We start from the raw sequence: 25,917 nt of genomic DNA, 5'->3' as shown, positions 1-25,917 counted from the left end.
AGACAATGTTAAGAGCATTGATCCGGAAGAGGATGGGGGGAGCAGCATGACCGAACTTACGACTACCGTTAGCAAAAGCAACTCCAACAATCTGCTGCGGCGAGACGTACGGTTCCTGGGGAATATACTGGGCGAAGTCTTGGTACACCAAGGCGGCAACGAACTGCTGGATATCGTGGAGAAGATCCGGGAGACCAGCAAGTCGCTACGCTCACTGTTTTTGCCTGAACTGCACAATGAATTTAAAGAGCTGATCAGCTCACTGGACCCGGAGAACCGTCATCAGGTGATAAGAGCCTTTGCTATTTATTTCCAACTGGTGAATATAGCGGAGCAGAACCACCGGATTCGCCGCAAACGCGACTACGAACGTTCTGCCGGGGAGACGGTACAGCCCGGGTCAATTGAGAGCGCGATTCAAGAGCTTCGCGAACGGGATTTCTCCCACGAGGAAGTTCATGAGATCATGAGCGGCATGTCTCTGGAGCTGGTTATGACCGCCCACCCTACAGAAGCTATGCGCCGGGCGATTCTCGATATCCACAAACGGATCTCCGACGATGTAATGGGGCTGGATAATCCGACGCTGACCTTCCGCGAACGCGAACAGCTTCGGGAGAAGCTGCTGAATGAGGTTATCACCTTGTGGCAGACGGATGAACTGCGTGACCGCAAGCCTACGGTACTGGATGAAGTGCGCAATGGGATGTATTATTTCCATGAGACGATTTTTGAAGTCCTGCCGGATGTCTATCAGGAGCTTGAGCGCTGTCTGAGCAAATATTATCCGGGCCAGAATTGGCATGTACCGACCTATCTGCGTTTCGGTTCCTGGATTGGGGGGGACCGCGACGGCAACCCTTCCGTGAAGGCAACCGTAACCTTGCAGACCCTGCGTCTGCAGCGCAAGCTGGCTATTCGTGAATACCAGCGTATTATGCGCGAGCTGATGCAGTACCTGAGTTTTAGTACAAGCATCGTGAATGTAACGCCGGAGCTGACCGAGTCTATTGAGAAGGACCGTAATATTATCAATCTCAACCGGGTCGATGCCTGGCGCAATGATAACGAGCCTTACCGGATTAAGCTCAGCTACATGATCTCCAAGACACAGAACGTACTGGACGATGAGAAAAAAGGCACGCCTGAGCGCTACTCATCCCCTGCACAATTTATAGAGGACCTGAACGTCATTGACCGCAGCCTGCGGCATCACTATGCCGATTATGTAGCAGACACCTACATTAAGAAGCTGATCCGTCAGGTGGAGCTGTTCGGCTTCCATACCGCAACTCTGGATGTCCGCCAGCACAGCCAGGAGCATGAGAATGCGATGACAGAGATTCTGGCGAAGATGAATGTTACACCGGATTACTCCAAGCTGGGAGAGCAGGAGAAGATTGAACTGCTTGAGAAGCTGCTGAATGACCCGCGTCCGCTGACTTCCCCTTACCAGTCTTATAGTGAGGGTACAGAGGAATGCCTTGCGGTATACCGCACGATCCACCAGGCACAGGAGGAATACGGCCAGCAGTGTATCACAAGTTATCTGATCAGTATGGCTGAAGCGGCAAGCGATATTCTTGAGGTCATGGTCTTCTCCAAGGAAGTCGGCTTGTTCCGCAAAGACAACGACGGTACGGTTGTATGCACTTTGCAGGCTGTGCCGCTGTTTGAGACGATTGACGACCTGCATGATGCACCGCAAATTATGCGTACACTGCTCAGTATGCCGATCTACCGGGATGCCGTCAGTGCGATGAATGATCTGCAGGAGATTATGCTTGGCTATTCGGACAGTAACAAAGACGGCGGTGTGGTTACAGCGAACTGGGAGCTGCGTGTGGCGCTGAAGCAGATTACGGCGACTGCCGATGATTTCGGCATTAAGCTGAAGTTCTTCCATGGCCGCGGGGGTGCGCTTGGCCGCGGCGGTATGCCGTTGAACCGCAGCATCCTGGCGCAACCGGCTTCAACCATCGGCGGCGGTATCAAGATTACCGAGCAGGGTGAGGTTATCTCTTCCCGTTACTCGATGAAAGGCATTGCTTACCGCAGTCTGGAGCAGGCAACGTCTGCTCTCATCACAGCGGCTATTCATGCCAGATCACCGCAGACGGATCTGTATGAAGCGAAGTGGGATGAGATTATTGCCCGTATCTCTGAAGTCTCTTTGAACAAATATCAGGATCTGATCTTCCGTGATCCGGATTTCCTTACGTTCTTCAAAGAATCTACACCGCTGCCGGAGGTGGGGGAACTGAATATCGGTTCACGCCCATCGAAGCGGAAGAACAGTGAACGCTTCGAGGATCTGCGTGCTATTCCATGGGTGTTCGCCTGGACGCAGAGCCGTTATCTGCTGCCTGCCTGGTATGCTGCCGGAACCGGACTGCAGAGCTTCTATGAGGGGAAAGAAGAGAATCTGAAGATCATGCAGCATATGTATGCCAACTTCTCGTTCTTCACCACCTTGATAGATACGCTGCAGATGGCGATTTCCAAGGCCGATCTTGTGATCGCCAAGGAATATGCCGGTATGGGCAAAAATGAAGAGGCGCGCGACCGGATCTTCGGCCAGATCGAAGCCGAGTTCAAGCTGACCTCCGAGCTGATTCTCAAAATTACCGGCCAGCAGGATATTCTGGATAATGTCCCAGTCATTCAGGAGTCGATCCGCCTGCGTAATCCTTACGTTGATCCGCTCAGCTACCTGCAGGTTCAGCTCCTTGCCGAGCTTCGCGCCCTGCGCGATGTGGAGGGCGATGATGCCGAGCTGCTGCGTGAAGTGCTGCTTACGATCAATGGTATTGCCGCCGGTCTTCGGAATACCGGCTGATGCCTTTTGCTTGAAGCACTCGGTCTCCGGCCTTGTTTTTCAAAGCCGGCGAAGCCGCTTTAAGGTATTGATTTTCTGATCTTAGGCCTTGATCTTTCGGTCTTGAATCTTTGAAGCCGGCCCTAAGCCGCTTCAGAAGTCCCGCCCACTTCCTAACCGGAGGTGGGCGTTTTTTTATTATAGGAAATTGGCGGTCACGAAGGCACATGGGCTATATGTATGCGGAAAACCGAACACAATGGGCAGTGACGAAGGCATATGAGCCAATGTACGCGGAAAACCGAATACATTGGAAAGTCATGAAGGCGTACGGGCCAAATGTATGCGGAAAACCGAATACATTGGGTGGTCATGAGGGTTATCGGTCAAATGTATGCGGAAAACCGCTTAGAAATAGAATGAGGATTAAAGCAGGTGGGGTGAAGGAAAGGAGGCCTGGAGTCAAAGACCCGGCCGCCCCCGCCAGCCCCCGTCCGCTTTTCCCAGCACAATATATATAGAAGGTAACAATACAAACCTTGATTTTTACCAGAACTTGAATTACGATTTAAATGCTTGTACCGTGGTTTCGCAACTTAAGATATACCAAGGGCGGCAAGTCTGGGGGAGTTAACAGGTGGAGAATCTCGAAGGCAGACTGACAAAGCTCGCCCTGAAGGGCGACCAAAGGGCATTTGCCGAGCTTGTGGAACTATATAAAGACAAAATATATCATTTGGCTTACCGTATGCTGAATAACCGCCATGAGGCTGAAGATGTGGTTCAGGAGACATTTTTGCGCGTCTACAGGAATTTGGACAGGTATGATGATAAGCAGAAGTTCTCCACATGGATCTACCGGATTGGCACGAATCTCTGTATTGACCGTCTGCGCAAGCGGCGGCCGACGTATTCACTGGATGCCGAGATGAACGACCAGGAGGGGATTGACGGGTATTCGATGATTCCGAGCGACAATGTGACCCCGGAGACGGAACTGTTGCTCTCGGAGACACAGAGACTCATCTATGAAGCCATCGACAGCCTGCCCGTGAAGTACAGGTCGGTGATGATTTTGCGGTATTTGCAGGATTTGTCGCTTCAGGAGATCAGTGATGTGCTGGATATGCCCGTAACGACGATCAAGACCCGGGTGCACCGCGGACGTGAGTTTTTACGTAAAAAATTAGGCCCCAAAATGTAAAAATAGATTATTTTTTATGAAACTCCTGCAGGGCCGTGACGTATGTAAGTTAAGCAAGTCTTATGCGTCCTGTTCCTATGCCTGAATAATTAAATAAGCATTAATGAAAGGATTGGCTCCTATGGAATGCAAACTGGCCGTCTCTATGATGCACGACTACCTGGATGACGACTTGCCCGAACTGCAGCAGAGGGAATTGAAGGAGCATCTTCTATCCTGTACAGAGTGCCGTGCGAAGTTCAAAGAACTGGAACAGACCGATATGCTGATGTTTTCCCTGATGCATCAGACGCCCGTAGCCTCGGAGGATCTTGTAGGCCGGATTATGGATTCATTACCGAAACCGAAGAAGGAAAGAGCTTTTATCACCTGGATCAAGAGACATCCGGCGTTGACGGCGGCCTCTGTGTTCATTCTCGTGATGCTGATGAGCTCGGTGACCTTCTGGAACCAGGATAGACAGCTTGTGGTCCGGGGGACAGACCTCGATCAGGTTGTTATCCAAGGGGATACGGTAATCGTGCCTTCCGGCAAAATTATCTCCGGTGATCTGACGGTGGAGAACGGCAAAACTCAAGTGTACGGGGAAGTCAACGGTAATGTAACGGTCATCGACGGCTCGCTGTATCAGGCTTCAACCGCCCATATTTCCGGGCAAGTCAAAAGCATAGACCAAGCAGTAAGCTGGATCTGGTATAAAGTGACAAACATGTTCTCTGAAGTTGCCTACCGATAGCTAAATGTTGGTCGCTTGTAGCAGAAAACTCATTTGCGCCTCTTTTTCCGGAAAGATGGCGCTTTTTTGTTGCCTGAAATAAAGGTTCTTCAATTTCCCGGCCGTGAAACTTGCAACCGGAGGCTGAACGTTATAACCTAGAATAAGATTAGGTGTTAAGTTAACATACTATTTACATAAACCCAGCTAATTTGAAATGACGGGGGTTGTCGGCCATGAGCTACTTTACCGACCTTACATGGAAAGAATCCATTAAAGATATAATCGATATATTAATTGTTAGCTATATTATCTATAAAGTGCTCAATATGGTACGCGGAACGCGGGCAGTCCAGCTCCTGAAGGGGATTATGGTCCTAGTCGTCATCTGGGGCGGCAGTACTCTGCTGGATCTATATACCCTGAGATGGCTGATGAACCAGGTGTTTACGTTCGGGATACTTGCGATCTTTATTATTTTTCAGCCGGAGCTGCGGCGGGGGCTGGAACAGCTCGGAAGGGGCAGGTTCTTCGGGCGTACGGCGGAGAATGATGAGGAGATCAGCAAATTAATCGGCGAAGTTATTAAGGCTGTGAATTATTTGGCTGTGCGCAAAATCGGGGCATTAATCGTATTTGAACGGGCCACGGGGCTTAATGAGTATACGGAATCCGGGATAGCGATGCGGTCGGATGTAAGTTCAGAGCTGCTGATCAATATCTTCATCCCCAATACACCGCTGCATGACGGGGCGCTCATCATGCAGGGGAATCAGATCGCTGCGGCTGCCTGTTACTTGCCTTTGTCAGAGAATCCGTTCATCAGCAAGGAGCTGGGGACAAGACACCGGGCTGCCATCGGCATCAGTGAAGTGGCGGATTCAGTATCTGTCGTCGTCTCCGAGGAGACCGGCCTGATCTCCCTTGCCATCAATGGACAAATTGTCCGGGATATCAAGGAAGAGTCGCTGATCTCGAAGCTGCACCAAGAGCTGAGCTCAACGCTCAAAGAAAAGAGTTCCGCTTTCTGGAAATGGAGGGGGAACAAGAATAATGGATAAATGGATGAAGAATAACAACTTCAACAAAATCCTTGCCCTTGCCCTGGGGATTATCCTGTGGACCATTGTGCATGTAGATACAGCACCGACGTATCAGACTACCGTAAACACCGAATCGAAGACGATTGAGAATGTCAAAGTGGAGATTGAAGGCTTCGACAGTGATAACTATGTATTAACCAAGGATGTAGATAGCGTCAGGATGGAGGTAAGAGGGAAAAGGTCAGATCTTACCTACAAGTTCTCCGACGCATACCGGGTATGGCTGGATCTTAAGGATGTGAAGCCCGGCGATAATACGCTTCCGCTGATGTATTCGACGCCGAGCGGTGTAACCCTGGACGATATGGTCCCGAATCAGGTGAATGTGCATATCGAGCTGCGGACGACCAAATCTTTTCCCGTCTCGCTGAATATTACAGGGGAGCCGGCGTCAGGCTATGAAGTAGGGACTCCGGTGATCGACCCGGCCTCTGTGGAGGTTACTCTTCCGGCAAGTGATCTTGGACGGGTAGCGAAGGTGCAGGGGAAGATTGAGCTGGATGGGGAGAATGAGGCTTTTAGCGAGAAGAAGCTGAGGCTCTACGCGCTGGATAACAAGGGGAACGAGCTTGAGGATGCGGTGATTGAACCGTCCACAGCAGCGGTAGAAGTACCTATTACCCTTCCGTCCAAAACTCTGCCGCTGGACATCAGCTTTACCGGCAGTCTGCCCGGTTCATTAGTTCTGTCCAGGGTGACGCCCGAGCAGGATATGGTAACGGTATACGGCAGCGCAGAGTCGCTGAAGACCTTGTCCTCTTATGAAGCCGTACTTGATTTAAGCACGGTTAAGAATGCAGGCACAGAGCAAATGAAGCTGGAGCTGAAGCCGCCCGAGGGAACCGGCAAGATTGAACCTGCTGTAATGAATGTATCCGTCTCTGCAGCGGAGATTACCCAGCGGACGCTCTCTGCTATGCCTATTAAGCTGGAGGGCGTTAGCAACGGGCTGACAGCCCTTATATTAGACCCTGTAAGCACCTCTATTGATCTGACGATCTCAGGTGCGCCTGCGTTGCTCGACCAGCTTGACCAGGATAGTATCAGCGTGGTTGCAGATGTCGGGGGGCTTACGGCAGGTATTCACGATGTCACGCTACAGGTATCGCTTCCAAGGTTCATCACGCTGCAGAATACCCCTTCGCAGCTTATAGCGAAGATTGAGCTATTGGCTCCTGCAACACCAGAGGCTACTGTGGGGGCTGACAGCAGTACGCCCGCTCCTAGTCCGGAGCCCAGCGCGGAGCCTGTTACCGGTGAGGAGACGATTGTAGAGCCTACACCAGTCCATACCGGCGACATCGTGGAGGAGACCCCGTCTCCCACGCCTACTCCGCCGGAGAATGAAGTTACCCCGCCAGCGGGCGGCAATAATGCCGGCAGTACGGGCGGAACGTAGCTTGCCCGGGCACGGATTAACAAATCGTTCATACTATAATTTATTAAGCTGAAGCAGCGTATTCAAAAGGAGAAAAAAAGATGGGTAAGTATTTCGGAACAGATGGCGTACGCGGGGTGGCTAACCGTGAATTAACAGCAGAATTGGCCTACAGTATTGGACGCTGCGGCGGATATGTGCTGGCGGGAAATGTGGAAAAGCCTAAAGTCGTAATCGGCATGGACACTCGGATCTCCGGTCCGATGCTGGAATCGGCATTGATTGCCGGGTTATTGTCTATTGGTGCGGATGTAATCCGTCTGGGTGTAGTATCTACACCGGCTGTTGCTTATATTACAAGATTGCTTCAGGCGGATGCCGGAGTGATGATCTCTGCTTCGCATAATCCGGTGGAGGATAACGGGATTAAGTTCTTTGGCGGAGACGGCTTCAAGCTGACTGACGAGACGGAGCTGCGGATTGAAGAGCTGATGGATGCGGAGCAGGATGAACTGCCGCGTCCCGTAGGGTCAGGTCTTGGCACGCTCCGGACAGATGATGAAGCGAAGTATCTGTACCTGGACTATCTGAAGACCACCATCGACCAGAGCTTCAAAGGCATGAAGGTTGTACTGGACTGTGCACATGGCGCAGCGTATGAGCTGGCACCCCGGCTGTTCAGAGAACTGGGCGCAGAAGTCATCTGCATCGGGGCTGAGCCGGACGGGCTGAATATTAATGACGGATTCGGCTCAACACATCCGGAGACCTTGCGTGCAGAAGTGCTGCGGCATGGTGCGGATCTGGGACTTGCTTTTGACGGGGATGCCGACCGCCTGATTGCGATTGATGAGAAGGGCGACGAGGTGGACGGCGACTTCATTCTCTGCATTTGCGGAGATGCGATGAACCGTGCAGGGAAGCTGAAGGACGGTACTATTGTATCCACTGTAATGAGCAATATCGGATTCTACAAGGCTACAGAGAAGCTGTCGCTGAATACGGCGAAGACTGCTGTCGGTGACCGTTATGTCATGGAAGAAATGCGCCGCGGCGGCTATAATCTGGGCGGGGAGCAGTCCGGTCATGTGATTTTCCTGGATTATAATACAACAGGCGACGGGATTCTGACGGCTATTCAACTGGTGAATACCATGAAATCTTCGGGCAAGAAGCTTAGTACGCTGAAGTCCATGATGACCAAATATCCGCAGGTGCTGGTGAACGTGCGCGTGCAGGACAAAACCAATTACCCGAACAATCCGGCGATTGAGGCCGCGATCATAGAAGTAGAAGGCAAGCTGGGCGACAATGGGCGTGTTCTGGTGCGTCCTTCGGGAACCGAGCCGCTGATCCGTGTGATGGCGGAAGGGCCGGATAAGGCCGAGCTTGATCTTTTTGTAGGACAGATTGTGGAAGTGGTTCAGCGCGAGCTGGTGTAATCACTCCTTCTCCATATCGCTTGCACAGACAGCCGGTGAACCGTTATAGAGGAGGGTTCACCGGCTGAATGATTAGAGTGGGCGCGGCTTTGTAAGCTGTTGTGAAATGGTTAAGAAAGGTTTTCTTCACTGTGCCGTTGCCAAAATGGTATCAGGTGCATATAATAGATTAAGTGTCATTCCAGAAGGAAAGCGGGGATAGTAAGGTTCATGCAATACAAGCGCCAGAGCTTGATCTTGCGCGGGCGAGAAGGGAAGAACGGAGTCTGCCGAATAGGGCAGCACGGTCTGAACGGATCACGGCAGATGTAAGCTGACGAGGTGGAGGTGTTCGAAATGTTCGGCGGGGACCTCCCGGTGATGCACCAGAGCCGTAAATGGAAGCGGAAAATGCGAGGGCGACCTTGCACACAACGCTTCTGTGGGTGCAAATGGAGAATTACAAATCATGGGCAAGCGTACATGCAGGAAACGCAGATGGTTCTGCTGCGGCAGAAGAGAAGACTGTAAGTGACAGGTTATTGTGTTGCGTATCATGGACAACATCATATTTGCTTTTCTTCAAAACATGCCGCACGGCACGTTTCTTTCCTCATGCGCCCCTAATTACGATAAATTGGACGGAGGAAAATATAATGTGTGGTATTGTGGGATATATTGGGAATCAGAATTCGCAGGGGATCTTGGTAGAGGGTTTGAAAAAGCTGGAGTATCGCGGGTATGATTCCGCAGGTATTGCCGTATTCACCACGGAAGGTCTGCAGATTGTGAAGGCACAGGGACGTATGGCGAATCTTGAATCCCGTCTGGACGCGACTCCGCTGACAGGCAGCGCTGGCATTGGCCATACCCGCTGGGCTACACACGGCAAGCCATCCGATGAGAACTCTCATCCGCACACAGATAACACTCACAAATTCTCGGTTGTTCATAACGGGATTGTTGAGAACTATCTGGACCTGAAGGAAGAGCTGATTGCCGGAGGAGCCATCTTTACTTCCGAAACGGATACAGAAGTAATCTCCCACCTGATTGCCCGTGAATATAATGGGGATATCGTTAAGGCTGTACAAAAAGCGATCACTTACATGCGCGGAGCGTTCGCACTGGGTGTGCTGACTGAATTTGAACCGGATAAACTGGTAGCTGTACGTCAAGCCAGCCCGCTGATTATCGGTCTTGGAGAAGGCGAGAACTTTATTGGGTCCGATATTCCTGCACTGCTGGAATATACCCGCAACGTATATATTTTGAACGACGGCGAAATGGCTGTATTGACACGGGATGCTGTCGAATTAATGACGATTGAAGGCAACTTTATTTCTCGGGAAATGATTACTGTCGATTGGGATGCGGTAACCGCAGAAAAAGGCGGTTATGAGCACTTCATGCTGAAGGAAATTCACGAGCAGCCAAAGGCTTACCGCGATACCATGCGCGGACGTATGAATGCTGAAGGCAACAAGGTCATTCTGCCGGAGCTTAACCTGACGGAAGAACAGATCAAGAACATCCGCAACATCCAGATCGTTGCTTGTGGTACTGCTTATAATGCCGGCCTTGTTGGACGTAACCTGATTGAGTCCCTGGTGCGGATTCCGGTAGAGAATGACATTGCTTCCGAATACCGCTACCGTGCGCCAATCGTGACTCCAGAAACACTGGTTATCGTAGTCAGCCAATCCGGTGAAACTGCCGATACCTTGGCCGCTCTTCGTGAAGGTCAGGCCAACGGAGCTCATGTGCTGGCGATCACTAACGTAGTAGGCAGCTCTATTGCTCGGGAAGCGAACAGTGTACTGGTAACGCTGGCCGGACCGGAAATCGCCGTAGCCTCTACCAAAGCGTACACCTCCCAGCTGATTGCGTTCACTTTACTGGGTCTGTATCTGGCTGAAGTGCGCGGCACCCAGTCTGAGCCTGAGGTTGCCAAGATTCTGGCGGCTATGCAGTCTCTGCCGGAGCAGGTAGAAGTGATTCTGGCGCAAAAAGATGTGCTCAAAGCCTATGCCGAGCAAATCGCCGTGCACAAGCATCTCTTCTTCATCGGTCGTGGCGTAGATTACGCAGTAGCTCAAGAAGGCTCTCTGAAGCTCAAAGAGATCTCCTACATTCACTCCGAAGCCTATGCTGCGGGTGAACTGAAGCATGGTACACTGGCGCTGATCGAAGAAGGCGTTCCTGTCATTGCCCTGGCTACCCAGGAATCCGTACTGGAGAAGACCGTCAGCAACATCAAAGAAGTGAAAGCCCGCGGCGCTCATGTCCTGGCCGTCACACATGAAGAACACAAAGACGACCTGCTCCGCTCCGTTGACCAGGTATTCGTGATTCCTCAAACCCTGCCGTTGCTGACCGCAGCCCTGTCTGTAGTATCCCTGCAGTTGCTGGCTTACTACGCTTCGCTGGCCTTGGGTCATGATGTGGATAAACCAAGAAACCTGGCTAAGAGCGTTACTGTGGAGTAAGGGTGGAATCAGTAAAGGAAGTCTTGATTGATTACATTAAAGTATTGTTCTGATTTAAAAAAATTCATTATAGTATTGTTTTGAAAAAGTATTCAACGATTAAATTAATCAACATAAGCCGTCCTAATAATTTAGGGCGGCTTTTTTGCTGGGAAATTACTCGAAAAAATGAATATCAGAGGATGGACGCTTCACTAAGCTAATGGGAAGGATATGTTAATCAATTAGCGAATACTTCAAATAAGTATAAGTAAAGAATCTGCATGAACCATAAAAAATTCAAAAAAGTGAAGGAGCAGCATAGCCTTATGAAACTAGGACATATAATGATTTTCGTTAATGACATGACAAAGGCGAAATGGTTTTATTCTGAATTGCTGGGTTTGCAAACTCTGTTAGAGCAAGAAAATAAGCTTATATTTGCCCTTGACGGCTGTCAGCTTATAGCTTTTAAGTGTGAAAAGACCAAAGAAATTGGGGATTATTCAAACGAAGCTAGAACAGTTTTGGTGTTTGAGGTCGTATCTGTTGAGCAAACTTATAAAGAAATGAAGGAAAAGGGTATTCAATTTTTGCATGAGAAACCTACTGAGGGGCGATATGCTGCTTTCGTTGATCCATTTGGTAACGTACATGAAATCGCTGAATCGTTCGACACTTAGTAAGTATGAGAGAAATTTAATCCAAAGGAGTATAAGTTTATGAGCTATGATATTCATAATTACGAGAGCAGATCATTGGACAGAGAGCACGGAAAGTCCCATTTCACTTGATGAGTTAAAGGTTTTATTTTCGGCTAAAAATGATTTTGAGTATTCTAATACATTTTCAATATCTGGTCCAATTCAAATATCAATAAACGGTGATTTTTTTATATGGAAAGTTGATGATGTAATGGATAAGATGAAGGAGATTGCTAAGGAACTTAATGCGAAAGTACAAGGGGATGAAGGAGAATTATACTAAATCATTCTGATATTATCTTAAGCTAATTGATTATAAGGAAGCACCTTAACCTGCTATTCTTGGTGGGGCAAATAGACGAAGCGCGTAATAAGGAGGATATATGATGATGAAAAAATGGACGATTTCTTTGCTTTCATCAGCACTTTTTTTGCTGCCTTTAACAACAGAATCTGGTTATGCATCAGAGGCTTCTACATCTACTACGATTAACAATGGCCAAATAAACAATGGTCGAGTACTAGTTCCCTTACGCGCAGTCTCCGAGAATCTTGGTGCAAGTCTGGAATGGTTTCAAACGGACAAAGTTGTTAAAATCAAAAATGGGGATTCAACCCTATGGCTTGCCGCAAATTTCAAACGTGTCATTATTGAAGCTGCTCCATCGAGTGAAACTCCGGACACACCGTCCCGGGAATATGTGGATTTGGATACTGCCACACAGGTCATCCAAGGAACAACGTATGTCCCTCTACGTTTTGTTAGTCAGTCGTTAGGAGCAACTGTAGTATGGAACCAACTGTCTAAACAAGCAAAAGTGACGTTAGGCAACAAGGGACTTGTTGTCAATATGAAGACCCCGTCTATTCAAATTCCGGAGAAAAGCAAAATTACTGACTCACGCTTGAAACTACTATCGGATAAATTAAACCAAGCATCCAATATATCTTCCATTAAAAATGTAAATTCAACCCTCCAACCCTATTTCACGGATAGGTTAATTAAGTCTATTGTTCAGAACAAAGGTTTGAACACAGCAGGTACTTATGAAATGCCTGTCACTTCACCTGTTTATACTAGCAAGAATTCGGCCACACTTTCGCAATCTGTAATACTGGCGAATGGTCTTACAGGAGAAGATCAATATGCTGAAGATCGGACGGTCACTCTTATATTCACGAACGGTATTTGGAAGGTGGATAGCGTGAATAAGGCGTCTAGAGTTCTAATATCAGGATTCTCTGATTATCACCCTCAGTAAAGAAAATGGTATAGTAGGGTTAGAATTTCTATTTCTTAAGCTGATGGGCAGGTGTGGAATTTGGAAGGGAATAATGGAAAAGGAAAAACTCACCTTAGGGAATTTATGACTTGGGCTGGGGAAAAGGGCTGGGACATAATGAGTAAATCCGGTTCTCAGCTACATTTAAATAGTGGCATTACTTCAAGATATAAAGGACTTCCAGATGAATATTCCGAATTTCTAAATGTAGTTGAAAAGTGCGTTGCACCGGATGAGCAAACCTGGTTTATTTGTGAGGCGGAGTTCAACAATAGCACGGAGGCCGCATTCCAATGGAATGAATTTGAAATGCTTAGTCTGGAGGCCGCAGAGGGTGATTCTATTTGGCGCTCAGAGATAACGGCCTGGTGGGATCATCACTTGCCGATCGTAATGTCTGTGGAGGATGGATATTCCTTCTATGCCATTGACTTAACAACCGACGGTGGGGCTATTGTCCGTGGATGTGAGCCTGAATTTGAAGAGGTTGACAAGGTAGCCGATTCGTTTGGAGAATTTCTGGCATGGATGATGTCAAATTCAGATTAAGATGCCACCTCCAGTCCAGAAAAGAGGAATGTACAGTGAAACGGGCAGATCCGGTTAAAATATATAATACTTCTGTGGAAGCCACGCTTGAAGTGATTGGAGGAAAGTGGAAACCTGCTATTCTTTTTCATTTAACCTTTGGGAAGAAACGGAATAATGAATTCAAAACGCTGATACCAAAAATCACTCAAAAGGTATTAACGGAACAACTTCGGGAGCTTGAAGTGGCAGGGATCGTTCTACGTACTTCCTATAATCAGGTTCCTCCAAAGGTTGAATATGAGTTAACGGAGTATGGGAGTAGTCTAAAAGAGATTCTTCACCTGATGTGTAGATGGGGCGAAACTTATATTGAGCGAACCTACGGGGAGAATGCAGTTGTTCTGGATAACCCGCCAAGTGAATCTGAACCTGAAAACTAACAAGCTGACCTTATGGAAGGTCAGCTTGTTAGTTTTCCATCGTCTGTTAAGGAATGACTTTGCGTTTCCGGAAATCGTCAAAGATATCTTTAAACATCACTTCCGTGTCCACGTATTCATGAAAGCCTAATCGGCGGGCCTTTGATCCGTCGGAAAAGAAATCGTAGTTCCAGGAAAACACAAAATCTCCAAACTGCCAAGACGAGACAGCTTTATAGGAATGTGTTGCAAGACCATGCTTTTTAACCATGGTGTCCCATAGTTCCTCCTTATCAGCCATGATCATATCCAGTGACATGGGCAATGGAGGTGCTGTCTCCAACTCAAAGTAACGGGCAATTTTGGGCCAAAGTTCATTCCAGCGAAACAAATCTCCGTTTGTAATGTTAAATGCCTGATTCGCACAGTTCTCTTCTGTCGCTGCCCATACAGTTGCTTTGGCGAGTAGTCCAGCATCCGTCATCTCCAGGAGGCTATCATAAGCCCCCGGCTTTCCCGGGAACCGTAGAGGAAGCCCAAGTTCCTTTGACATAGAAGCGTATATGCCAATGACCATGGCAAGGTTCATCGGGTTCCCGAGTGCGAATCCGCACACGACTGAAGGACGAAGGGCTGACCAAGTCCAGGATTTCCCTAATTGTCTTTGTTCTAAAAAGTCTTGCTGGGCAATGTTGAATTCTGGAGGCATATGATTCGCGTCAGTCTCACGTGCAGGTGTCTTGAAAGGACCGAGATGTGCACCGTATACTTTGTATCCCTGCATCAGACTGACATGCTTCAATCCCGGCGCTATCGGTTCCATAACTTCTACAACGTTCACTAACATAGCCAGGTTGGGTGGAACGAGTTCGGCCCAAGTTGGCCGGTCTTGATACGCAGCATAGAAGATGTGGGTTACCTCAGTTAGCCCTTTCAATTGTTCACGGGTTTCATTTATATTGAGTAAATCGGCCGCCACATAACGTACACGATCGGTAGATTCTCCACCTCGACGCGAAACGCCAATAACGTCCCAGTCGGGTAAAATAATAAGGTGATGGATTAGGTTGCGACCGATCACACCATTTGCGCCAATGACCAGAGCGACTTTACGTCTTTCAGTAGATTCATTCATCATCGTGTCTCAACTCCTTAAGTGCAGTGATTTGTTCAACGTTAGTTTGTAACAAATATCAACACTTGAGAAGTACGCACTTTGAAGTAACTAAAGTACTTCATTGTAATCTAACCAGTCTCGCTGGTGTCAAAAGAAAGGTATGTGTTGGAGTACCCTGTACCTAATTTTCCTTATTCGATTCAAAGTGCTTGACTATGACGTTAGGTCATAGTGCATAATTCTCACTATCAACTACTTGGAGTGAGAGATATGAACATAAGAACATTGCGTTCAGACCGAATTTATCAAAAAGTTGCCCAAGCTTCGCCCGAGGAAAAGCTTGAATTATTCAGAAACGAAATGATGGCTCCCTTTATGAAACAATGGCAAATTCAACAAATGCCTTTTAGAGCTGAAGAAGCGAATGGTTTTGACGTTGTTACGTTCAATAGTATAATGCATCGATCCCCTGATCAGATTACCGGGCAGATTTCATCAGAGATCGAGTTGATTTCATCGGATTCTTTTTGGTTAGAGTGTGAGCATGCTGTGAAGAAAAGCCTCCATCTATTTATAGAACATGAAATAAATCTCCCTGTATCCGAATATTTGTTTACCATTCAACTAGGAAATCCGGAAAGCCGTGCCTTATTAATAAATGAAGGATATAGCGGCTTCGGGGGCATTCCCGGGTTTATCTGGGGCACACTCTTGCCAAATGAGTACACGCTTCCTCGAATGAAGGCTTCGCTGGCGCACGAATGCAATCATAATGTGCGATATCAATTTATTCAATGGGATCACACCGTTAATTTGGGCGAGCTTATTGTAAGTGAAGGATTAGCTGAGAACTTTGCTACGCTCATGTTTGGAGAAGAGTTGCTTGGCCCTTGGATAACGAAAACAAATGCAGAAACACTTAACAGGCGCATTAAGCCCGTGCTAAGAGAGCAATTGCAATTAACGGGGTTTGATCAATTTGCCCCTTATCTTTACGGTGACGAGATCGCAGAACTTCAGAGCTTCAAACCGGTCAATATGCCTTACAGCGCCGGCTACGCTTGCGGATATTATTTAATCCAGTATTACCTCAGAAAAACAGGAAGAACGATCTTTGAGGCAACAATCACGCCTGCTGCTCAAATACTAGACGAAGTAAAGGGATTTTGGGATGAAGAAACCATTATTAGCGGTTAAAGATATTGTTCAGATAACAGGCATTACAGCTCGTACCTTGCACTATTACGATAGAATCGATCTATTTAAACCGACACATCTGACGGAAAAAGGATATCGCCTATATGATCGAAGCAGTTTGGAAAAACTTCAAACCATTTTATTCTTAAAGGAATTGGATTTTTCCTTGAAAGAAATTGCGGACATTTTAAAGCTGACCAGGCAAGAACAGAAACAAATATTAAAGAAGCAGAGACAAACTTTATTATTGAGAAAACAAAGACTGGACAACATCATGACTGCTCTCGATGAATACGTTTCGGGGAATGATATTAGTAATTTGCACATTTTTAACCATTCTTCCGTTTTGCCATTGAAAGAACAGTATGCTAATGAGGCAAAGTTCATTTATGGCGAAACAGAGGCGTATAAAGTGTATATTGAAAATATGGAAAAACTATCAGCAGATGAAAAAGAGAAACGTTTTTCCGATACTGAGGAAATATATAAAAAAATTGCGTCTTGTATCCATCAGGATCCTTCCTCCGATGAAGTGCAGCAATTAATCGAAGAGTGGAAAGGAAATCTAATGCAATTCATGACCTGCGATGCAGAGTTACTGGCTTGCATTGCCCATACCTACAAATTCGATGCACGCTTCAAAAGCTACTTTAATCAATATGGCAATGAGGATTTAGCAGATTTTCTTTACAGCGCAATTATGCAAAATATCAACCGGTAATCATCTGCAGAAGCCATTCTACCGGCAGTTGAATATTGCGCAAGTGATCATTCAACCACCGCTTGATAGGATTGCGTTTGCGAAAATGCTATGCTGTTTTTGACAGTGCGCACTGTACATTTTGTACGACTTGGAGGTATACCAATGCTCGACTTGCGTAAGATTGGAGCTTATATTTCGAAGCTTCGCAAAGACCAGGATCTGACCCAATTGGAACTTGCCGATCAACTGAATGTAAGTCATCAGGCGGTATCGAAATGGGAGCGCGGCGAATCGCTACCGGATATCGGAACGCTTCCGCGGTTTGCGAGGTTATTTGGCAAGACGGTTGATGACATTTTAAATTCAGGAGACCACGCAGAACATCGGGAGCACCAGCACCTGGGAACAATCGTTGAGGAGATCTCCGAGAACAGACCGGACCAAGTGGCAGAGAGGGTTAATACCGGTGAGGTGGAGGTGGAAGATCTGCTAGAAGTAGCACCGTTACTAAAAGCAAGCTCTCTGCATAAGGTTACAGAACGATTAGACAGCAGCGTGCTTAAGTTGGACTTCATCATGCGGCTGGCTCCGTTCCTTGGAGCGGGTACATTGGATGAACTGGTTAGTCAGGCTGAAGAAGACGAAATGGAGTGGGACATCATTACAGGACTCGCTCCGTTCGTCAGCGGCGACACCTTAAACCGACTGGTAGATAAATGGAATGAGGGTTCCTTGGAGTTCCACAATCTTGTTGAAATTGCCCCGTTTCTTGGAAGAGAACATATAGACCGGTTGGTACAACTGGCAGAAGAGGGCAGCGTAAGCTGGGATACCGTTCAAGGGTTGGCCCCCTTTATTAGCAGAGATACGTTAAGCCGCCTGGTAGACCGGGTTACAGAAGGCACCCTCGATGCGGACCGGATCATAAGCCTCGCACCTTTTCTGGACAGGGGAAGTCTTGAGAAGCTGATTAATGGAGTGGCAGCTAACGGGAAAAGATAGTTCAACAACTACAGCGGCAGAATAAGACTTTACTTATCAAGTCTTGTTCTGCCGCTGCTTTTTTTACGGGCAAATATTTGTCAGGACGGAATGTCCATAGCCGTCTGAATGTTTTTGAGATTGAGCTGGACCAATTACATCGGCAGGCCAGATTTCATTATGGAAAAGACCTGCGCCTACGTTTTGACTCGATTTCAGGTTAAGGTAACCTGTAACTAAAGTAGTTAGTACATATTCAAAAAATTGGTTGAGATGCGAGGTGCCTTGAATGATAAGAGAAGTAGAGATGCTGGCTCAGTCCATTGCAGAATTGAAGGAGTTTTACGTGGATTCTCTCGGGTTAGCATTAATTACAGAAAATTCGACTTCATTTAGTGTGAAGGTTGGGGAGTCCAGCCTATCCTTTACAGAGTCTGGACAGAGCGCCCAACCTTTTTATCATTTTGCCTTTAATATACCGGAGAACCAAATCGGCGAGGCGGTGCGGTGGATCACCCCGAAGGCCGCTATAATCCCGGATCAAGGCAAGCAAGTGGTATACTTCAAAGCATGGAACGCCGAGTCGATATATTTCCATGATCCGGCCGGCAATCTGGTTGAGCTGATTGCACGGCATCATTTGAACAATTCAACGGATCAGTTATTTTCTCAGGCGAGTCTGCTGTGCGTAAGTGAAATCGGTCTGCCTGTGCCTGATGTCGACAATGCATTACTTGAGCTGTCCCATGCAGGGATTTTACCATGGCAGGATTACAATAGCTCATTTGCTGCTGCCGGTGACGAGCAGGGATTGCTTATTGTGGTTAAGGAAGGCCGGGTCTGGTTCATGTCAGATCAGGAAGCGTTCCCGCATACACTGACTGTACAGACCGATGTCTGCGAGGTGACGCTAGATCCTTGGAATGGAATGAAGGTCAGCGCCAAAAGGTGATTTTATCACTAGGTAAGCGCACCGATTCATGGCCTTCTTGCTTGGCTTTGCCGATGGACAGGATCATGACAGGGACATAACGTTCGTCGTCCAGATCAAAGGCGCTAACTACCTTATCCCGCTCAAAACCTGCCATAGGATTGGTGTCATACCCGTGTGCACGGGCTACCAGCATCAGTTGCATCGCAAATAAACTGGCATCGACTTTGGCGATCTCTATCTTCATATCCCGGGGGAGTAGTGGGAACATACCGAGAATTTGTGAGACCTGCTTATCCCGCACCTCCTGCGGCATTTTGCCCTGCTCCACAGCCATATTATAAATCTCTTCTACATACTGTTCACTCTGCGTATCACCCAGAATAATAAGCATAGCGGCTGAGGAATCATTTTGTTGTGTATTGAATTGTACAAGAGGACGAAGTTTGTCTTTCCCTTCAGGGGTATGAACCACGATAACACGCCATGGCTGGATATTGGCAGAAGAAGGCGCTAAGCTTGCTTCATTAATGATGTCTTGCATTTCTTCTGTAGTAATCTTGACCTGCTCATCATAATGGCGGACGGAACGGCGGCCCGTAATAATACTCACAAAATCGTTGTTTTGGATATGCTCCAGCATGTAATCTCTCCTTTTGAGGTAACCCGTTTTTTTGACATTGTTGGTGCCAGTGGTTATCCTATTGTCATTATGAACTATAAACCGTGGTTTACAGCAAATCTAATTATTACGGTGTTCAGAAGGGAATGGGTTATGAAAGCGAGTGAAGTGTCCAGGCTGACGGGGCTGCCAGTATCCACCTTGCGATTCTATGAACGCAAACAGCTGATTCCGGAGCAGTATATATCAAGGGATGACAATAATTATCGCGTATATCACGAAGATGTGATTGCTTTTCTGGAGGATATAAAAATCTTGCTCAGTGTAAATTTCACTATTCAGGAAATAATTCTGCTTATCAACGAGAACGAGAATTCCTATGTAGAAAAGAATGCTTTGGTGAAGGGGAAAATTCAATATATCCAGGAGTTAGAAGAGAAGTTGAAGGCATCCAAAACATTCTTAGCGGATGTGTTAGAGGGCAATGCAAGATTTCAGACGCCATGCAAATCTGTGGATACAATTAAATAGGAGTTGACGTATGGTACTTGTAATTAAGGTGATTCGAGTTCTGTTATTCGGAATTGTAGTTCTATTATTGGCCTCATCCATGCCAATTTTTGCTGGAGTAACGTTGCTTTGTATTGTTGGAATTTCCATGCTTCTTAAAAGGAATGGTAGAAAATAGGAGTGTTAGCAAAGACAACCGCTCAGAAGAGATCGGCGGTTGTCTTTGCTCTGATATAAATTTGGAAGAATTCAAACAAAACAGTGGCCCTATTCCCGTCCCATAGACTCAAAACGTATAAGCATGACCCCCGACATCCGCCCACGCCAGCGTGCCGTCCGGCATCCATCCCAGCAGAGTACCTGCAGCCACGAACTCGAAGGATCGCTCTTGCTTATCGTAGACCTGAATGGCGCCAGTCCCGGATGTATATGCCGCGGACCTGCCGTCCGGCGACCAATGGAGCCCCGATAACAGGGAGTAATCCTTCTCCCAGCGCTCATGCTCCCAGATATCTTTTGTCACCTGATCCGTAATTCGTTCATCCTGCATAACCGAAGAGGTCCCGCTTCCGATATCGTAACGGATTGTCCCGAGCGGGTTATCCTCTCCGCTGTCTGCGGGAAGCAGCAGGATCGAATCATCCTCCCAGGTCAGCGGATATACGAACAGGAAGCCGTCACTGTGGGAGAGGTAAACCGCGTTCTCCCGCGACAACAGCGTATTTCCCTTCTCATCCAGAACCAGCAAGTCCGCTCCCGGACCGATGTAATCGTCATGGGCGGTTAATACAGCGATGCGGGTACCGTCCGGCGATGAGGACATTCCGTAGACCGGCTTGTTGAACGTATGGAGCTGCTTGCGGGTGAAGTCCTTCAAGTCTACACGGTACAGCGTTTTATTGCCCGACACCATATAAGTGAAGCCGGGATAGAAGCGGTCAGAATACATCTCATGATATCCATAGTCGTTGCCGTAAGAACCCTTCTCCAGAGAGAACGACGGAAGGTCCAGCGTATGTCCCGTCATAGCCTGAACCAGATGATGCTCTTCTTGTCCATAGAATAGAAAAGAGGGAACCGCGGATTCCTGGTTGTGGATGGTCTTGACCCAGCCTGTCTTCCAGCCTGGAACCACACGCTGGGTGCCGGAGACGATGCCTCTGAACAGAATGCTGCCTTGATCGCTCCGGGAGCTGACAATGACGGTATTGCGGAAGGGCTGCTCTGCGCTGGCATAGGTCTGTCCACCTGTGGTTGTGGTCTCATCCAGATTGAATGTTCCTGAATAGGTGCTGTTCTCATCCATATGCAGACGAATCTGAACGAAACGTGGAGACTCCCATTCCAGCGTATAGCGGAACTCTATCTGTGGATCGCTGGTCTGCAGACTGTTTTTCAGTGCTTGCTCCAGCGAAGCTTGGTTAATATCACTGTTGGACTTCACTTGAACCAATTGACCGGAACCGCCTATGACATTCAGTTGCTCGATATATAGAAAAGGCTCCTCCACGCTTGATTCCGCTGAGGATACAGGTGTGGCTGATGGTGGTGCGGCGGCCTCTTCATTTTGACACCCTGTAAGCAAAGCGGCTGCCAGCACAATTCCCGCTATATAGCGCATATCTAAACCTCCTGATAAAGTTCAATTGTTATATGGTTATCCTTGAATGGTTAGGACTTCCATATATATGGACGTTGTTTCTGCGGAGAAGTTGCTGTTGGCGGGTGGGCGAAGCTTCTGGCTGTTGTCCAGTAAAATGAACCTTTTACCCGCTTCATTTGTTTATTAGTGGAGAGTACAGAAGAAGCGGGGAGGTTCGAGATGTCCATTATTCTGGCTATGCACATGATTACACATCTGCTGACAGGAGGTTTCATCGCTTCATGGGTCCTTATGGGCAAAGAGATTTCTTTGAAGGAGAAGATAATCATACTGGGCATGACCTCCTTGTTGGGGATTCTGCCCGACCTTCTAGGAACCCGTGATATTTCTCCATGGTCGCACTCCATCGTAGTCATGGGACTTGTCATGGTTCCAGTAGTGTATTTATTAAGGGTGTTTCTAAAAAGGCACACGTACGCTCAATTGTATATATGCTTCGCAGGGAGTGTACTCGGGCATATTCTTGTGGACTCTCTGGGACATGGGGTGCATTTGGTGTATCCGCTATCCAAGCAAGCTTATACCTTGCCGCTGATTTATCTGGGAGACCCTACGCTATGGGTGCCCATGCTGGTGGGTGTGATCCTATCTCTGCTTCCGATGGTATCTGAAAGAATACGGAGATTCCATACCCTTCTCGCTGTGTGTATTGTCGGCTACCTGGGTCTTAAGCTTGCAATGCTTGTACAAATTGAGCAGACCGTTCCCCATAAGTTCAAGCTAACTCCAGCGGCAGTCGTACAGGTGTACCCGTTAGGGGATTATCTGGTGGAGGGTATTACGGATTTTTGGAAGATGGGGTTTGATGTAATAGATTCACAACGAACCATCAGAGGAATCGTTACGGTGCTGGGCGGAGATATGGTGTTACACGGAAACGGTTTTTTTGGGAGGGAGGGGAAGATCGTCGTAAGCAATACTGGTAAGGACGGGCTCAAACAAGCATATAGAGTGCCGCCTTCCGATCGTGAAGCTTATTATGAGGTAATAGAGGAGAAGAATGTAGGCTCTGCTATTATTCTTATTGTACGGGATCAGGAGGGTGTGAGCCGCCAGTATATCTACAGGGAAGGGAGATGGGAGGAAGAGGCGAAATAATAACAGAGGCAGAGGAGGCGATATCCCTTGGAGAATATAAATACACTAATTCAAAGGTTAGACTGGGACACACCTGTAGCAGAAAAAGCGAATGCCATGAAGCAGCTGCAGGATATTCACGAGGATGAACTCCATTTATTGTTGCAGTCGCTTACGAAAGGGCATTGGGACGGGGCGGCTGAGGTCATTATTAAGTTGGGCTATCCCCGTATAGAGCGTATATTGCCGGGACTGCTGGTCTGGATTCAGGATATCAATTGGCCGGGGGCTGGTCTGATTGCTGATTTTTTGCGGGAGATCGGTGACCCGGTTATTCCTTATATCCAAGATGTGTTTAACCAGCATAGTGATGATGAGGAATGGATCGGGTGGATCTTTGAAGGCATTATTGATCACTGGAATACCAATCTGATCTCTCAGATTCAGGAAGAATTAATTCGACTGTCTACAGGAGGGTACAGTGGCTTGAAGTCCCTGCGAACCCTGTTGGTCCACAGAATATACCCGAAGGATGCCGTTGAACTTATACTACAGGACAAAAAGAAGAAAACCCTCCTAGAGATTATGGAGCTGGACGCCTCCAATCCTGGAATAGATTGTGAAGCTCTTCAAAGAGGATTTCGGGAGCAGGCTAAAACCGGATTAAACAGATCTTACATTGAGCAAAATGAAGAAAAATATCTATTCTGCAACCGAAAATCAAGTCTGCAGAACTTTTTAAGTGAAATCGAGGAGCTGGAGAGTGAAGTGTCAGGATTCAACTAATATTCACGTTGTAAATGATTAATCTTGTTATAAACCATATCAAGTATGGATGAGGGAAAGGGCGGGTGGTAAGATGTGGTTATGCCTACACCTATCCTAAATACCAAATACAATATCCCGCCGCTTCGGCCCAAAACGGTTCCCCGTGAACGTTTGATTAACAAGCTTCGAGATGGCTTGCATCGTAAATTGACCCTTATCTCTGCACCCGCCGGTTATGGGAAAACAACATTGATTAGTGATTGGATCGCCAATTGCGGGCGGCCTTGCGCATGGCTGTCGCTAGAGGAAGGAGATGGTGAGCCTGCGCGGTTCCTGATCTGCCTTATCTCATCCCTGCAAACTCTTGCCCCGAAGACAGGTGAAGGTGTGCTTGCTGTGCTTCAGTCTCCCGAGCCGCCGCCCATGGAGCCGGTACTGGCAGCGCTTCTTAAGGATACCGCCGCCATGGCTCCTTGTATACTCATCCTTGACGATTATCACCTAGTGAAATCGAAGTCTGTCGACAAGTTAGTCTCCTTCCTGCTGGACCATCTTCCCTTGCATATCCACCTGGTGATGATTACTCGCGAGGAACCACTTATTCCATTAGCCCGGTTACGGGTTCAAGACCAGTTAACAGAGTTACGTGCATCTGATCTGGTGTTTACTGCCACAGAAGTCGAAGGATTTCTAAACGGAATCATGGGGCTTAACCTGCCCACGGACGAAATAGACGAATTGGGATCACGCACCGAAGGCTGGATAGCCGGCTTGCAGCTGGCAGCGCTCTCTATACAGGGAGATCATGGTACCGGACGGTTCCTACAGTCTATCGCTGGCAGCCATCATTTCGTACTGGACTATTTGGTAGAAGAAGTTCTGCAGCGGCAACCGGAAGCTGTTCAGAGCTTTTTGCTAAGGACCTCGATCCTTGACCGCCTGTGCGGTTCTCTTTGCGAGGCCATTCTGCTTAGTCCGGCGATGTCGGGAAGGCAGCAGTTACTTGATCTTGAACGCCAGAACTTATTTGTTGTCCCTTTGGACCATGAAAGACAGTGGTATCGCTATCATCACTTGTTTGCCGAATCATTGCAGAGACGGTTGCAGGATAGTCACGACAACAGCAGTATTGCGGAAATGAATAAACGGGCAAGTGCATGGTATGAAAACCAGGGCTTCGAGGTCGAAGCGTTTCGTCATGCCGTACAATCGGCTGATATTGAGCATGCTGCACGGCTGCTTGAAGGTGACGGGAAGCCGCTGCATCTTCGCGGGTCAGCAGATATTGCGCTGAAATGGTTGGAGTCGTTGCCTGCTGCGGAGCTGGAGGCAAGACCTGCGTTGCTCGTGATATATGGTTCGGTGATGCTGATAACCGGCAAGCCGACACATGTCGAACCCAAGCTGCGGGCAGCGGAAGCGGCGCTGGAGGGGGTCCGGCAGGACGCCCGTATCAGAGATCTGATCGGACTTATTGCCGCAACCCGGGCTGCCGTAGCCGCGTTGATGATGGCAGTAAAGCCTGGGGGTGCCAACCCCAAATTGCTGGCAGCCGAAGCGTCCATGCAAATGACAGAGCAGGAGGATAAGACCGATGATCTTATCGGGCTGATTGCTCCTGCAAGGGAGGCTTGGGCAGATACAAGCCAGGAGATAGAACAAGTGGTTACCCAGTCAAGCCGTGCGTTAGAATATCTCCGTCAGGATAATCTTGCAGTTAGGACGTCGGCTGCTTGGATGCTGGGCGTGGCTTGCCAACGGCGGGGAGACCATGCCGGAGCCCGGAAGGCCTATGACGCGGTCATTTCGTACAGCCATATGATGGGCCATAAACCGATGGCTGTTCTGTCTCTGATCGGCCTGGGTCAAATGGAGGAAGCGGACAATCGGCCCGGTCTGGCAGGAGAATGTTACGGAGAGGCTCTTCGGCTAGCCGGTGATCTGCCCCTCCCGGCTCTTCAAGAAGCACAGGCGGGTCTGCAGCGTGTACAGAGGGAGCGCAGACCCGGCCAGGAAGGCAACCTGATCGAGCCGCTCAGCAAGCGAGAGCTTGAGGTGCTGGCACTTATCGCCAAGGGACTTTCCAACCGGGACATCGGCGGGAAACTCTTCTTAGCCGTGGACACTGTCAAAGGACATAATCGCAGGATTTTTGAGAAACTTCAAGTACAAAGACGCACGGAAGCGATCGCACGTGCCCATGAGCTGAACTTGCTTCCGGACCCGCTTAAACCACACTAAAGTGTCTACTGGCTATAAAGCCCCTTAGCTATAATCCTTGTAACACGAGTTAAGGGGAGATAA

The 25,917-nt window shown here is 48.1% G+C and carries 23 protein-coding genes; 20 read left to right on the top strand and 3 right to left on the bottom strand.

All coding sequences use genetic code 11. The features are described from left to right. Nucleotides 1–46: 46 nt before the first annotated feature. From ppc to KDC22_RS29275, 12 genes are all read left to right on the top strand, one after another. Entirely contained in the window at nt 47–2,839 is a 2,793-nt protein-coding gene (gene ppc / locus KDC22_RS29330; RefSeq protein WP_211721246.1) for a phosphoenolpyruvate carboxylase, read from the top strand. A 616-nt stretch (nt 2,840–3,455) separates the two neighbouring features. Then, the gene (gene sigW, locus KDC22_RS29325; protein WP_173138919.1) at nt 3,456–4,022 is read left to right on the top strand and encodes an RNA polymerase sigma factor SigW; all 567 of its coding nucleotides are present in this window, start codon (nt 3,456–3,458) and stop codon (nt 4,020–4,022) included. A gap of 121 nt (nt 4,023–4,143) precedes the next feature. Further along, complete coding sequence (locus KDC22_RS29320) at nt 4,144–4,758, top strand: anti-sigma factor family protein (protein WP_211721245.1); 615 nt, start codon at nt 4,144–4,146, stop codon at nt 4,756–4,758. A 215-nt stretch (nt 4,759–4,973) separates the two neighbouring features. Further along, complete coding sequence (cdaA, locus tag KDC22_RS29315; protein ID WP_173138915.1) at nt 4,974–5,798, top strand: diadenylate cyclase CdaA; 825 nt, start codon at nt 4,974–4,976, stop codon at nt 5,796–5,798. Beyond that, on the top strand, nt 5,791–7,239 hold the full coding sequence (locus KDC22_RS29310) for a CdaR family protein (RefSeq protein ID WP_211721244.1): 1,449 nt from the start codon (nt 5,791–5,793) through the stop codon (nt 7,237–7,239). The genes cdaA and KDC22_RS29310 overlap by 8 nt, the downstream gene beginning before the upstream one ends. 80 nt (nt 7,240–7,319) lie before the next feature. Continuing rightward, complete coding sequence (gene glmM, locus KDC22_RS29305) at nt 7,320–8,660, top strand: phosphoglucosamine mutase (protein ID WP_173138911.1); 1,341 nt, start codon at nt 7,320–7,322, stop codon at nt 8,658–8,660. A 635-nt stretch (nt 8,661–9,295) separates the two neighbouring features. After that, a complete protein-coding gene (gene glmS / locus KDC22_RS29300; RefSeq protein ID WP_211721243.1) occupies nt 9,296–11,128 on the top strand; it encodes a glutamine--fructose-6-phosphate transaminase (isomerizing) in 1,833 nt (610 codons plus the stop codon). A gap of 308 nt (nt 11,129–11,436) precedes the next feature. Further along, the gene (locus tag KDC22_RS29295) at nt 11,437–11,790 is read left to right on the top strand and encodes a VOC family protein (RefSeq protein ID WP_211721242.1); all 354 of its coding nucleotides are present in this window, start codon (nt 11,437–11,439) and stop codon (nt 11,788–11,790) included. A 46-nt stretch (nt 11,791–11,836) separates the two neighbouring features. Further along, a complete protein-coding gene (locus KDC22_RS29290; RefSeq protein ID WP_246553104.1) occupies nt 11,837–12,094 on the top strand; it encodes a hypothetical protein in 258 nt (85 codons plus the stop codon). A gap of 100 nt (nt 12,095–12,194) precedes the next feature. Then, nucleotides 12,195–13,073, top strand: coding sequence for a stalk domain-containing protein (locus KDC22_RS29285; RefSeq protein WP_211721241.1), 879 nt, complete (start codon nt 12,195–12,197; stop codon nt 13,071–13,073). A 60-nt stretch (nt 13,074–13,133) separates the two neighbouring features. Next, nucleotides 13,134–13,643 (top strand): SMI1/KNR4 family protein, encoded by a 510-nt coding sequence (locus KDC22_RS29280; RefSeq protein WP_246553102.1) that lies wholly within the window; start codon nt 13,134–13,136, stop codon nt 13,641–13,643. 35 nt (nt 13,644–13,678) lie between these two features. After that, nucleotides 13,679–14,065, top strand: coding sequence for a winged helix-turn-helix transcriptional regulator (locus tag KDC22_RS29275; protein ID WP_173138901.1), 387 nt, complete (start codon nt 13,679–13,681; stop codon nt 14,063–14,065). A 46-nt stretch (nt 14,066–14,111) separates the two neighbouring features. Here KDC22_RS29275 and KDC22_RS29270 read toward each other — a convergent pair whose 3' ends face one another. Continuing rightward, the gene (locus KDC22_RS29270; RefSeq protein ID WP_425517081.1) at nt 14,112–15,179 is read right to left on the bottom strand and encodes an SDR family oxidoreductase; all 1,068 of its coding nucleotides are present in this window, start codon (nt 15,177–15,179) and stop codon (nt 14,112–14,114) included. Nucleotides 15,180–15,431: 252 nt separating this feature from the next. On the opposite strand from KDC22_RS29270, the gene KDC22_RS29265 reads away from it, so the two are divergent. The 4 genes from KDC22_RS29265 to KDC22_RS29250 all read left to right on the top strand — a co-directional run bounded on the left by KDC22_RS29265 (nt 15,432) and on the right by KDC22_RS29250 (nt 18,994). Then, the gene (locus tag KDC22_RS29265) at nt 15,432–16,358 is read left to right on the top strand and encodes a DUF2268 domain-containing putative Zn-dependent protease (protein ID WP_211721238.1); all 927 of its coding nucleotides are present in this window, start codon (nt 15,432–15,434) and stop codon (nt 16,356–16,358) included. Next, entirely contained in the window at nt 16,333–17,079 is a 747-nt protein-coding gene (locus KDC22_RS29260) for a MerR family transcriptional regulator (RefSeq protein WP_211721237.1), read from the top strand. The genes KDC22_RS29265 and KDC22_RS29260 overlap by 26 nt, the downstream gene beginning before the upstream one ends. Nucleotides 17,080–17,223: 144 nt before the next feature. Further along, on the top strand, nt 17,224–18,063 hold the full coding sequence (locus tag KDC22_RS29255) for a helix-turn-helix transcriptional regulator (protein ID WP_211721236.1): 840 nt from the start codon (nt 17,224–17,226) through the stop codon (nt 18,061–18,063). 268 nt (nt 18,064–18,331) lie between these two features. Beyond that, a complete protein-coding gene (locus KDC22_RS29250; protein WP_211721235.1) occupies nt 18,332–18,994 on the top strand; it encodes a VOC family protein in 663 nt (220 codons plus the stop codon). On the opposite strand, the gene KDC22_RS29245 is transcribed toward KDC22_RS29250, so the two are convergent. Beyond that, nucleotides 18,978–19,616 carry a nitroreductase family protein gene (locus KDC22_RS29245; protein ID WP_211721234.1) on the bottom strand — a complete coding sequence of 213 codons (639 nt, stop codon included), beginning with the start codon at nt 19,614–19,616 and terminating at the stop codon, nt 18,978–18,980. The genes KDC22_RS29250 and KDC22_RS29245 overlap by 17 nt on opposite strands. Here KDC22_RS29245 and KDC22_RS29240 point away from each other — a divergent pair. Further along, entirely contained in the window at nt 19,605–20,126 is a 522-nt protein-coding gene (locus tag KDC22_RS29240; protein ID WP_246553799.1) for a helix-turn-helix domain-containing protein, read from the top strand. The two genes, KDC22_RS29245 and KDC22_RS29240, sit on opposite strands and share 12 nt — an antisense overlap. A gap of 265 nt (nt 20,127–20,391) precedes the next feature. Here KDC22_RS29240 and KDC22_RS29235 read toward each other — a convergent pair whose 3' ends face one another. Next, nucleotides 20,392–21,726, bottom strand: coding sequence for a WD40 repeat domain-containing protein (locus KDC22_RS29235; protein ID WP_211721233.1), 1,335 nt, complete (start codon nt 21,724–21,726; stop codon nt 20,392–20,394). 201 nt (nt 21,727–21,927) lie between these two features. Between KDC22_RS29235 and KDC22_RS29230 the strand changes: the two genes are divergently transcribed. From KDC22_RS29230 to KDC22_RS33910, 3 genes are all read left to right on the top strand, one after another. Next, a complete protein-coding gene (locus tag KDC22_RS29230) occupies nt 21,928–22,866 on the top strand; it encodes a metal-dependent hydrolase (RefSeq protein ID WP_211721232.1) in 939 nt (312 codons plus the stop codon). A 27-nt stretch (nt 22,867–22,893) separates the two neighbouring features. After that, nucleotides 22,894–23,631: a DUF5071 domain-containing protein gene (locus tag KDC22_RS29225; protein ID WP_246553100.1), complete on the top strand. Its 738-nt coding sequence runs from the start codon at nt 22,894–22,896 to the stop codon at nt 23,629–23,631. A 231-nt stretch (nt 23,632–23,862) separates the two neighbouring features. Then, nucleotides 23,863–25,854 (top strand): helix-turn-helix transcriptional regulator, encoded by a 1,992-nt coding sequence (locus KDC22_RS33910; protein ID WP_485020538.1) that lies wholly within the window; start codon nt 23,863–23,865, stop codon nt 25,852–25,854. Nucleotides 25,855–25,917 lie beyond the last annotated feature (63 nt).

The sequence above is a fragment of the Paenibacillus tritici genome (assembly GCF_018207515.1).
Taxonomy (GTDB): domain Bacteria; phylum Bacillota; class Bacilli; order Paenibacillales; family Paenibacillaceae; genus Paenibacillus_AQ; species Paenibacillus_AQ tritici.
This window is presented reverse-complemented; position numbering and strand designations above follow the sequence as displayed.